The 10,059-nt window shown below is 66.5% G+C and carries 3 protein-coding genes; 1 reads left to right on the top strand and 2 read right to left on the bottom strand.

Annotated elements, in window-relative coordinates:
- Positions 1-417 precede the first annotated feature (417 nt).
- Positions 418-873 carry an REP-associated tyrosine transposase gene (locus IAE39_RS20285; RefSeq protein WP_201205843.1) on the top strand — a complete coding sequence of 152 codons (456 nt, stop codon included), beginning with the start codon at positions 418-420 and terminating at the stop codon, positions 871-873.
- A 9-nt stretch (positions 874-882) separates the two neighbouring features.
- On the opposite strand, the gene IAE39_RS20280 is transcribed toward IAE39_RS20285, so the two are convergent.
- Together IAE39_RS20280 and IAE39_RS20275 are read right to left on the bottom strand one after the other, a co-directional pair.
- Entirely contained in the window at positions 883-2,235 is a 1,353-nt protein-coding gene (locus IAE39_RS20280; RefSeq protein WP_201205841.1) for an aminotransferase class I/II-fold pyridoxal phosphate-dependent enzyme, read from the bottom strand.
- A 9-nt stretch (positions 2,236-2,244) separates the two neighbouring features.
- On the bottom strand, positions 2,245-9,744 hold the full coding sequence (locus IAE39_RS20275; RefSeq protein WP_201205839.1) for a type I polyketide synthase: 7,500 nt from the start codon (positions 9,742-9,744) through the stop codon (positions 2,245-2,247).
- Between the last annotated feature and the right edge of the window lie 315 nt (positions 9,745-10,059).

The raw sequence follows: 10,059 nt of genomic DNA, 5'->3' as shown, positions 1-10,059 counted from the left end.
GGCCGGGCCTGCGGGCCTATATCTCCTGGTCGTTCACCGTCGCAGTTGCCACCGTATTCGCGGGTGAACCCGCTCCTACATTGATTGGGGGTGCATACACATCGGTGGTCCGGCACACGCCGGTGATGCACACACATCGGTGGTCCGGCACACGCCGGTGGTGCACACACATTGGTGGTTCGGCACAGGCCGTTGTAGGAGCGGGTTTACCCGCGAAGAGGCCGGGCCTGCGGGCCTATATCTCCTGGTCGTTCACCGTCGTAGTTGCCACCGTATTCGCGGGTGAACCCGCTCCTACATTGGTTGGTGGTGGCCACATATCGGGGGTGCGTGCACATTCTGAAACGGTTGAATCACCGCACACGCCATAAAGGCATCTACGCTGGCTCGGGCTATCGCGAATTCAAGGATGAACACATGCACTACGCCCATGCCCACCACCTGCGCCGCCACCGGGCATCACACCCCGGCAGGCTGTACATGCTGACCACCGTCACCCACCTGCGTCGCCCCTTGTTCCACAACTTCACCCTGGCCAGGCTGGTCATCGCCCACCTGCGTCAGGCCGACCGGGAGAACAGCTGCGTCACCTTGGCCTGGGTAGTCATGCCCGACCATGTGCATTGGCTAATAGAGTTGAAACAGGTAACCCTGGCCACCTTGATGCGCCGTTTCAAATCCAGGTCCAGCCTTGCCTTGCGCAAGGCCGGGGTAACACCCTTGCCCATCTGGCAGGCGGGCTACTGCGATCGCGCCATGCGCAAGGATGATGACCTGCTCAAGGCCGCGCGGTACATCATTGCCAACCCGGTCAGGGCCGGCCTGGCTGCCAATGTCGGCGACTACCCGCACTGGGATGCCATCTGGCTGTAGGCATCAATCTCAGCCCAACCGCGCCATCTCCTCCGCCACCACCGCCACGGTATGCCGCACCTGTTCTTCCGTATGCTCGCAAGACACAAAAAACCGCACCCGCGCCGAATGCTCCGGCACCGCCGGGTACAAGATCGGCTGGGCATTGATGCCGCGTTCAAACAGGGCTTGAGACAAGCGCCCGGCCTTGAACGAGCTGCCGGTAATCACCGGAATCACCGCCAGGCCAGTACTGGTCGCAGTGTCCAGCCCCGCCTCCTTGGCCAGGCGCAGGAACAACTCGCCACGCGCCTGCACCTGCGCCACGCGCCCGTGGTCTTCCGCCAGCAGCTTCAACGCCGCCAGCGCAGCCGCCGTGACCGCAGGTGGCATGCCAACGCTGTACAGAAAACCCGGCGCCAGGAACTTCAGGTGCTCGATCAAGGCAGTACTGCCGGCAATGTAACCGCCGCAACTGGCCAGGGTCTTGCTCAACGTCCCCATCCAGATATCAACGTCATCACCAGCCAGGCCAAAGTGCTCACGAATGCCTTTGCCGGTGGTGCCCATCACCCCCAGCGAATGCGCTTCATCCACCATCAGGAAGACTTTGTGCTTGTGCTTGAGCTCGACGAACCGGGGCAGTTCGGGGTAGTCGCCATCCATGCTGTAGATGCCTTCCACCACCACCAGCACCCGCTCGAAGTGCTGGCGCTGCTCGCCCAGCAAGCGGTCCAGCGCCTGCCAGTCGTTGTGGGCAAAACTCAGGCGGCGGGCGCCGGACAGCTGAATGCCCTGCAGCACGCTGTTGTGAATCAGCTCGTCATGCACCACCAGGTCACGCGGGCCGAACAGGTAGCCAATGGTGGTGACATTGGTGGCGTGGCCGCTGACCATCACCACCGCATCGTCCACCTCGTACAGCCTGGCCAGCTCGCGCTCAAGCTCGCGGTGCAGCGGGCGGTCACCGGAAACCGGGCGGCTGGCCGACACCGAGGTGCCGTAGCGGTCGATCGCTGCCTTGGCCGCTTCGGCCACGCTTGGGTGGCCGGAATAGCCCAGGTAGTTGTAGCTGGCAAAGTTCAGGTACTGCTGCTCGCCAATCTGCGTCTGCGCACCGGCCGTGCCCTGGTGCAGGCGGAAGAACGGGTTGCTCAGGCCCAGGCGCATGCCGCTCTGCTGGATCACCCGCAGTTGCTGGTACCCCGGGTGCTGATCAAAGCGATAGTGCGCCTCGGGCACCTTCAGGGCAGCCTGCTGCACCTGCTCCAGGGTCGCGCCCTGCTCGCCTTCGGCCGCCACATGGCGGCGTCGGGCGAGGGCTTGCTGGATCAGGCGTTGCTTGGCATCGCCACCAAGGCCGGTCGGGGTTCTGGCTGTCATCTGGCGCTCTTAATCAATCAATCGGTTAGGTGCCGCGCTGCTGTCGGCCAAGGCTGCGTTCATCTGTGCCAACTCTTCGGCACTGTGTTCACTGCCATGGCGGGCAAGCACATTCTGCGCCAGTTGCTCTTCGCCACTGCCCGCGTCACCGCGCAGCAGCTCCAGCAGGCGTACGGCCAGCTTGTCGATGCTGGAACTGTCGCTCAGCTCCATTACCGGCAGGCGAATACCAAAACGCTCCTCCAGCGCCACCACCAGCTCCACGCTCATCAACGAATCGAGCCCCAGTTCCTGCAGCGGCCGCTGGGCATCCAGGCGGGCCGGCGGCAGGCGCAGAATCTCGCACACCTCATGCTTGAGCATCTCGGCGAAGCGTTCGAGCAGCTCGGCATCGTCAAGTTCCGCCAGCATGCGCTGGATGTCTTCGCTGCTGCCTTCGTCTTCCTGGTCACCGCCATAGGCGCGCGCCAGTTCCACAAAGCGTGGCGTGCCAGCACTCGGCAGGAAGCGCGCCAGCGCCTTGAAGTCCAGCTCCAGCACGCCATGGCCGTTGTCGCCGTCCAGCAACATGGCCTCGAGCTGGGCCAGGGCCACGTCGGCACGCAAGGCGGCGCCGCCCATGCGGCTTTGCAGGGCGTCCTTGATCTGGCTGTTGCGCGCCAGGAAGCCGACATCGTCAATGGCGCCCCACAGCACGGCAGTGGCTGCCTGGCCCTGGGCACGGCGGTGCCGCGCAAGGGCTTCGAGCCAGTGGTTGGCCGCCACGTAGTTGGCCTGGCCGGGGTTGCCGAACAGGGTGGTGGCCGAGGAGAACATCACGAAGAAGTCCAGTGCCAGGCCCTGCGTCAGCTCATGCAGGTACTGCGCGCCCTTCGCCTTGGGCTCCAGCACACGGCGCAGCTGGTCTGCCTCAAGGTTGCGGATCAGGCTGTCGTCGATCACGGTGGCCGCATGCACCAGGCCACGCAGTGGCCATGGGCTGGCGGCGATGCGCTCGAACACGCCCTGCAGTTGCCCGCGGTCGGTGATGTCGCAGGCCACCGCCTGCACATCGATGCCTTGGGCCTGCCACAGCGCCAGCTGCGGCTGGGCTTCGGCGCTGGCCGGGCCACGACGGCCCAGCAGCACCAGGTGGCGGGCACCCTTGTCGATCAGCCACTGCGCCGTGCGCAAGCCAAAGCCACCCACGCCACCGGTGACCAGGTAGCTGGCATCGGCGGCCAGTTGCAAGGCGCGGGCCGGCTGCGCACGGGTGTCGACGGTCTGCTGGATGGGGTTGGCGTAGGTCACCACCACCTTGCCGATCTGCCGCGCCTGCTGCATGTAGCGATAGGCCTCGACCACCTGGTTGGCGTCGAATTCGCGGAACGGCAGCGGGTGCAGAATGCCCTGGGCAAACAGCTCCATCATTTCGGCGAACAGCCGGCGGGTAAGCGTTGGGCGCTCGCTCATCAGCTGGTCGGCGTCGATACCGAAGTAACTGATGTTGTTGCGGAACGGGCGCAGGCCGATGCGGGTGTTCTGGTAGAAGTCGCGCTTGCCCAGCTCCAGGAAGCGGCCAAACGGCTTGAGCACCTGGAAGTTGCGGTTGATGGCCTCACCGGCCAGCGAGTTCAGCACCACGTCCACGCCACGCCCGCCAGTGGCCGCCAGTACTTGGTCGGCATAGGCCAGCGAGCGCGAGTCGTAGACGTTGTTTACGCCCAGCAGGCGCAGGAAGTCGCGCTTCTCGTCGCTGCCGGCCGTGGCATGGATCTCTGCCCCCAGCCACTTGGCAATCTGGATGGCAGCAATGCCCACGCCACCGGCCGCACCGTGAATCAGCACCTTCTCGCCCGGCTCCAGGCGTGCCAGGTGGTGCAGCGCGTAGTACACGGTGAAGAAGGTACTCGGAATGGTCGCCGCCGCCTCGAACGACATCCCTTCAGGGATGCGCGCCACGGCGTTGGCGTTGGTCACCAGGCGGTTGGCGAAGCTGCACGGGCCAAAGCCCACCACGCGGTCACCGGGGGCAAAGTCGCCGAGCACGTCGGCACCTTTACCTTCGACCACACCGGCAAATTCAAAGCCCAGGGTGGGGCCGGAGAACCCGTTTTCGATGGCTTCGTCCGACAGCAGGCCAAGGGCGAACATCACATCACGGAAGTTAAGGCCGGTGGCGCGCACGGCGATATCCAGCTCGTCTGCCACCGGCTGGCGCGGCTCGCGCACTTCCCAGCGCAGGTTACGCAGCTGGCCAGGCAGGTCGAAGCCCAGGCATACCCACTGCGCTGCGCTGGCGCTGTGGCGCGGCTGGTCAGCCAACACCCGCAGGCGCGGCACGTAGCGACGGCCTTCGGCATCCAGGGCCAGCTCGGTTTCGTTGTCGGCCTGCAGCAACGCTGGCAACGCCAGTTCGATTGTTGCCGCGTGGGCCAGGTCGAGCTGACGGATACGGCAGGTGGGCGACTCGTTGGCCAGGGTGCGGCCAAAGCCCCAGAATGCGGCGTCGGCAATGCCCGCCACGTCAGCGGCGCTGTCGGCGCTGTACAGGTGCCCGGCAGCGCCGCGGCTGAACAGCCAGCACTGCGGCGCAATCGCCTGCGACTCGCAGGCCTGCACCAGTGCAGCCGCCAGCATGCAACGCTCGGCCTGGCCGTCCAGGCCGGCAGCGCTGTCGAAGCCTGCCAGGTGCAACACATGCTCCGGGGCCTGGGCCAGGGCGCCAAGCTGGGCCGCCAGCGCCTGGGCATCACCCGGCAACAGCAGGTCGACCTGCTGGCCGTGGGCGCGCAGTTGCTCGGCCAGGCTCAGGGCCGCGGCCTGCCCGGCTTCGGCAAGCACTGCCCAGCGCTGCACCGCCACGCTTGGCACAGCTTCAGCCGCCGCAGGCTTGTCGGCCAGCAACAGGTAGCTGCCACAGGCGCTACCCGGCAAGGCGTCCAGCGTGCGCAGCGCGGTCAGGCCGTGGCGCTGCAGTTCGTGGCTCCAGAATGCCGGGGCCTGCTGACGCGACAATGCCTGCTGCGGGCCGGCCAGCCACCACTCGGGCTGGGCACCAAAGACGAAATCGGCCCAGCGTGCCGGGTACTGCCCCAGCAGCGCCAGCTGGCCGTGCGGGTTGAGTTGGCCACAGGCCAGGCGCAAGGCATCGCCCACCGCGCCCAGTGCACCCAAGTCGGTTGGTACCAGCACCCAGTCGAAGCTACCGGCCTCAGCCAGTTGCTCCAGGCCAAGCACCTCCAGCGCCGGGCAATCGTCACGCAGGCGCTGCTCAAGCTCAGGCTCGGCCACGCAGTAGGCATAATCGAGGCGGTCGAAATCCAGGCCGGCGTACAACAGCTCGGCAAACGAGGCACCGCCAAAGCCGATTTCCAGCACGCGCAGGCGCTGGCCAGCCGGCAGTTGCGCCAGGCGCTCGGCCAAGGTCTGGCCGATGCCGCTCAGCAACTGCTGCTGCCCCGCCGCGCCCAGCACCAGGCGCGCCAGGCTGGCTGCGCTGGTTTCCCGTGGTTGCAGGGTGTCGAACTGCACGCTGCCATCGAGCAAGGCCGGCAGGTGGCGGCCGATACGGCCCACCGTATGGATAATCTGGAAGTACTCGGGGTAGCTCTGGAACAGCTCTTGCCAGATGGCCTCCGACGCCGGGCGCTCGCCCTGGTCGGCCAGCTGCCAGCCGCCGTCGGCGCTGCGCAGCAAGCTGCCGTCCTGCTCGGCATGGCGCAGCAGCGCCGCCGGGAAATCGCCCTGGGCCTGCGACCACAGCGCCACCTGCTCGGCACTCAGGCGGCCACCGGCCTGCTCCACGGCATCCAGCACAAAGCTACTGCACAGCACGTCCAGCAGCGGTTCCACTTCGTTCAGGTAACGCACCTGCGCCGGCTCGTCGGCCAGGCGTTGCAGGGCCTCGGCCAGCGGCGTGCGGGCCACGGCATGGCGTTGCAGCGGCACCACCTTGCCCGGCGCCGCCAGACCCACATGGCCCATGCGCTTGATATCGCCGCTGCGGTCGTACTGCAGGCGTACGGCGCGCATGCGCGCGTCCTTGATCGCCAGCACGGCAGCGCCGCTGGCATCGAACAGGGTGAAGTCGACCAGCAGCGAATGCGCGGTGCGCTTGCGCTGGCGCACTTCGGCCAGCACCGGCACGCCGCCGGCGTTGGTGAAGGCGATGCGGCCCAGCTTGACCGGGATAAAGGCCAGGCCGTCATTACGGCCCGGGCGGCTGGCCAGCAGCTCGGTAATCAGCTGGAAGGCACCGTCCAGCAAAGCCGGGTGCAGGTGCAGGCCGGCCAGTTCGTGTTCGATGGCAGCCGGCACAGCCAACTGGGCCAACACCTGCTCTTGCGTTACCCAGGCCGCGGCCACGGTCTGGTAGGCCGGGCCGTAGTTCAGGCCCACCGCGCGGGTCATCGCCAGGTGCTGCTCACCGGTGAAGTCGGCCGGGCGTGCCGGCAGCGCCGGGGCGCGGGCGTCCAGCAGCACACCGCGGGCTTCGCCCGGCAGGCGGGCTACCACGTGCTGCACCCAGTCTTCGCGGTGCATCAGCGTGCGCGAGCTGATACGCAAGGTGCCGTCGGCCTCTTCCACCTGCACGCGCACTTTCTTGCTAGCGTCGCTGCTCAGCAGCAGCGGGTTGTGGATTTCCAGCTCTTCGATATCAACGAACTCGCCCGGCTGGTGCAGTTGCGCCACGGCCAGGGCCAGTTCGGTAAAGCCTGCCCCTGGGAACAGCACCGACTCACCGACCTTGTGGTCGGCCAGGGTCGGGTACTGCTGGGTGTCCAGGCGGTTTTCCCAGGTCAGAGCGCGGTCGGGTACCGGGTAGCCGAGCAGCGGGTGGACGCGCTGGTGGGTCAGTTGGCCATTGGCCTCTGCACTCACCGGCAAGCTGAAGTGGTCATGCTGCCAGGCATAGTTGGGCAGGCGCAGCGGGCGCCCGGCCACCGGGAAGCGCACCGGCCACTGTGGCTCGACCGCGGCAATCTGCAGGCGCGCTACGGTACGCTCCAGCAGCAGCGGGCTGTGGTCGTTGCGCTTGAGGGTGGCAATTACCTGCCCCGGTTGTTCGCACTCGGCCAGCACGTCGGTGACGTAGCTGCGCAGGATCGCATGCGGGCCCACTTCGACAAACAGGTTCAGGCCGCTGCGCACCAGCGCCGCCAGCGCGCCCTGGAACAGCACCGGGAAGCGAATGTTCTGCCACCAGTACTGGCTGTCCAGGCGTTCGCCGTCCAGTTGGCCACCGACCACGGTGGAGTAGAACGGAATGTGCGTGGCACGCGGGCGAACGTGTGCGAGGTCGGCGATGACCGCCTGCTCGATGGGGTTCATGGCTGGCGAATGGAAGGCGTAGTCCAGGTCCAGGCGGCGGGCGAACACCTGGCGCTCGCCCAGGGCTTCTTCCAGCACTGCCAGCGCGTCGACTTCACCGGCCACGGTGGCGCCGCGCGCGCTGTTCTCGCCGGCCACCACCAGGCGGCCGTCCAGCTTCAGTTCGGCAATCAGTTGCGCCGTGGCCTCACCCGACAGGCCGACCGCGGTCATCTGCCCGGTGCCACGGGTCAGGCCTTGCAGGCGGCTGCGGTGGTAGATGACCTGGGTGGCGTCTTCCAGGCTCAGCGCCCCGCTGGCCCAGGCGGCGGCCACTTCACCCACACTGTGGCCGATCACCGCCACCGGCTGTATACCTTCAGCAGCCAGTACCTTGGTCACCGCCACTTGCAGGGCAAACAGCGCCGGCTGGGCGATTTCGGTGCGGGCATAGCGGCCTTCGCCATTGTCACCCAGCAGTTCGGCGCGCAGCGAGTAGCCGGCCAGCGGCTGGAACAGTGCGTCCACTTCATCCACAGCAGCGGCGAACAGCGGCTGGTCGAGCAGCGCCCGGCCCATGCCCTGCCATTGCGAGCCGTTGCCGGAATAGACAAACACCGGGGCCGACGCGCCGTCCAGCGCCTGGCCGGCCTCCAGCAGCGCGCTCAGCTCGCTAAGGGTCGGGTCCTGGGCGTAGTCGTCCAGCGCCTGGGCGGCTTCGGCAGCATTGTCGCTGACCAGCAGCAGGCGGTGGCTGTGCGCATCGCGGCGGTACATGGCCTGGTAGGCGACATCGTAGTAGTCAGCCTGGGGATGCTCGGCCAGGTAGGCGGCAAAGCGCTCGGCGGTTGCGCGCAGGCCTTCTTCGCTTTTGGCGCTGAGCAGCAGCGGCACCCGCTGGGCAACAGTTGCTGGTGCAGCAGGTGCTTGCGGCTCGGGGCTTTGCAGGATGACGTGGGCGTTGGCCCCGCCAAAGCCGAACGAGTTCACACCCACGGTCAGCTGGCCTTCGGCCTTCAGCGGCAAGGGCTCGGTAACCACCTGCAGGTTGAGGTCGGCAAAGGCGATGTTCGGGTTCAGCGCCTGCACGCCAATAGTGGCAGGCACGGTGCGCTCGGTCAGGCAGTTCAGCGCCTTCATCAGGCCGGCCGCACCCGAGGCTGCCTCCAGGTGGCCGAGGTTGCTTTTCACCGAGCCGATTGGCAGCGGGTTGCCGGCGCCACGCGCCTGGCCCAGTGCCTCGCCGATGGCGCGGGTTTCGATCGGGTCACCCACGGCGGTACCGGTGCCATGGGCTTCCAGGTAATCCAGTTGCCCGGGGGCAATACCGGCCTGGGCGTAGGCGCGTTTGAGCAAGGCGGCCTGGGCCTCGGCATTGGGCAGGGTCAGGCTGGACTTGCGCCCGTCGGTGTTCACCGCACTGGCCGCCACCACCGCCAGAATGGTGTTGCCATCGGCCACGGCCTGGTCGTAGTCCTTGAGCAAGAACAGCCCGCCGCCTTCGGACCGGGCGTAACCGTCGCCGTTTTCGTCGAACGACTGGCAGCGGCCGGTGCGCGACAGCATGGTCGCCTTGGCGAAGATCATGAAACCGAACGGGTGCATGTGCAGGCTGATGCCGCCGGTCACGGCCTGGTCGACATCACCGCTGAGGATGGCCTGGCAGGCCTGGTGGAAGGCCACCAGCGACGATGAGCACGCGGTGTCGATGGCCATGCTCGGCCCGCGCAGGTCGTAGAAGAACGACAGGCGGTTGGCCGCGATGCTCATGGTATTGCCGGTGGCTGTAGCGCCATCGATGGACGACAGGTCTTCGAGCAGGCGGTACGACTGCTCGACACCGGCAATGCCCAGGTACACGCCGCAGTTGCTGCCGCGCAGGCTTGAAGGTTTGATCCCGGCGTTTTCGAAGGTTTCCCAGCACATTTCCAGCAGCATGCGCTGCTGCGGGTCCATCATCGCGGCTTCACGCGGCGAGATGCTGAAGAAGCCTGCGTCGAATGCGCTGATATCGCCCAGGGTGCCAGAGGCGAAGGTGTAGCTGGTTGCAGGGCTGGCCTTGTCCGGGTGCAGGAACTCGCGTTTGTCCCAACGCGACGGGTCGACCTGGGTCACCAGGTCGCGACCGTCCATCAGGTTTTGCCAGAAGCCGGCATTGGAAGAGCCAGGGAAGCGGTACGCACTGCCAACGATTGCAACCTTTCTACGCTTGATCAAAACCTATTCCTTCAAATCTCATCGGGCACCGTCCCATCCGCTGGACAGCCGGCATGCCTGGCCAGGCCATGAAGCTGGCCGGTCGTTGTAGTCACTGATGATTGTCTGGGTATCTGAAAGCGCCATGCACGCGGGGTGCGCAAGACTTTTGGTCTGGGGCTGGCGTGGGATTATTCAGATTTGTGTGTGCGGATGATACGCGGGTTGTGAGGGTGGGAAAACCCTGGGGTGTGGCAAGGCCCGCATCGGGCCTGGGTCGCGCAGTGGCCACAAGCCATCAGCAGCGACTGGCCAGCACCGTGGACGTCGGCTTTG

Origin of the sequence: Pseudomonas sp. S37, from assembly GCF_016658545.1 — a bacterium.
GTDB lineage: Bacteria > Pseudomonadota > Gammaproteobacteria > Pseudomonadales > Pseudomonadaceae > Aquipseudomonas.
Note: the sequence above shows the minus strand (reverse complement) of the source record. Positions and strands in the feature narration are given on the sequence as shown.

Bases quoted from the DNA above. Each gene is read 5' to 3' on its own strand.
- IAE39_RS20285 (WP_201205843.1), top strand. From the start codon at position 418: ATGCACTACGCCCATGCCCACCACCTGCGCCGCCACCGGGCATCACAC.
- IAE39_RS20280 (WP_201205841.1), bottom strand. From the start codon at position 2,235: ATGACAGCCAGAACCCCGACCGGCCTTGGTGGCGATGCCAAGCAACGC.